The organism is Arhodomonas sp. KWT, assembly GCF_010993615.1.
The window spans coordinates 1-1,568 of sequence record NZ_WNXE01000404.1 but is presented as its reverse complement, the minus strand read 5'-3'; the positions used below and the strand labels follow the sequence as shown (position 1 = coordinate 1,568).

Here is a 1,568-nt window from a genome sequence, read left to right as displayed (position 1 = left end):
CCGACGACGGCGAGCACGTGGCGCGGCCGGTGCTCCGCCGCCTCGCTCAGCAGGCGCGCCGCCATGAAGCGGTCCCGTTCGTGGATGAGGGTGTCGTAGAGCACCCGGGAGCGGTCGGCGAACTCCGAGAAGGTGGATTCCAGGATATCCCCCTCCTTGAGCCGCTCGATCTCCTCCGCGTCGATGCGCTCGCGGGAGAACAGGCTCGCGAACAGCCCCGAGACCAGCATCAGCCGCTGCCACCAGGGCGTGCGCCGGTAGATGCGCTTGAGGGTGACACCGATCTCGCGGTCCACGAGATACAGCGGCAGCCCGCCGTCGCGGGCGCGCTGGATCGCCGCCTCCATCTCGGCACCCGGGCGGATCTGGAACTGCTCCGCGAGCCGCTGCTGATAGGCGCCCAGCGCCAGGCTCGCCGCCACCATTCCGGCCTTGCCGGTCCGGATGACATGGAAGAGATCCATCTCCTCAAGCGCGCGGGGATTCATGAGGGCGTTGTGACGGCTCTCGCAAAGCTCGACAGCGACGGCGTCGTAGCGCCCCGTATCGATCTCGCGGCGCACGTCGGCCACGCTCTCCGGGGAGACATGGGCGGTGCCCAGCAACGTGAAGGTGGTCGCGCCGACCTCGACCGTTCGCACCAGGTGATCCGCGGGGGTCTCTGACATGGGGAGGGGGTGATCCGATGGCGGCCAGTAAAGGGCGCATTATCGCCGAAGCCTACGCGCTGCCGCAAAGGTGTCGAATGGGGTTCAGGGCCGTGCGAGGGGGATGTCGCGCGACGGCGACGTTCGCCGCCGCGCAACCGACCCGTGGGCGGCCGGGCGTTGACGGGCCCCGGCCGCGGTGGGCGTGTTTTAGCGCGGGCGGAAGGCCACCTGCTGGACGAAGTCCACGTTGCGGCGATCGTAGGGCCGCTGCAGGTCGCCGAAACGCTCCACGTTGATGAAGCCCGCATCCTCGAGGAGGTGCGTCAGGTAATCCTGGCGCAGCGGGTACATGTTCAGCTGGAACGTCGCGCCGTCCGGAAAACGGTACTCGAACTTCGCGAGCCGGCGGTTGAGCTCGGCCGGGCCGACATCCACGCCCGCACCCGTATAGCAGAACTCGTGCTTCGAGCTGTAGCCTTCGTCGAGCATGGTGTCGTAGTTGCGCTGGTCCATCACCAGCATCCCGCCCGGACGGAGCACGGCGAGGATCGCCTGCAGGGCATCACGCCGCTGCTCGTGGTCGAACAGGTGGGTGAAGGAGTTGCCGAGGCAGACGACGGCGTCATAGCGCTCCGTGCCCAGGACCTTGTCGAGCGACAGCCAGTCCACGGCCTTCGAATCGACGAAGGAAACGCCATACTTCTTCGCGTTCTCCCGCGTCTTCGCGATCATGTTCTCGGAGCCGTCCACGGCGGTGACGTTGAAGCCCGCGCGGGCCAACGAGACGGCGTTCACGCCCGTGCCCGAGGCGATGTCGAGGACGTCCTTCGCGCCCTGGGACCCGATCAGACGGTTGTAGAAGTGGCCCTCGCGCTCGAGGCGGGATTCCCAGCCGACCAGGTCGTCCCAGTAGTCGGC

General features: G+C 67.8%; 2 protein-coding genes. Both read right to left on the bottom strand.

What is annotated here, in order from left to right:
• Window positions 1-668, bottom strand: a 668-nt coding sequence (locus G7A99_RS19385) for a TraB/GumN family protein (protein WP_205599938.1), incomplete at its 3' end; no start/stop codon positions are given.
• A 189-nt stretch (window positions 669-857) separates the two neighbouring features.
• Window positions 858-1,568, bottom strand: a 711-nt coding sequence (locus tag G7A99_RS19380; protein ID WP_163143311.1) for a bifunctional 2-polyprenyl-6-hydroxyphenol methylase/3-demethylubiquinol 3-O-methyltransferase UbiG, incomplete at its 5' end; no start/stop codon positions are given.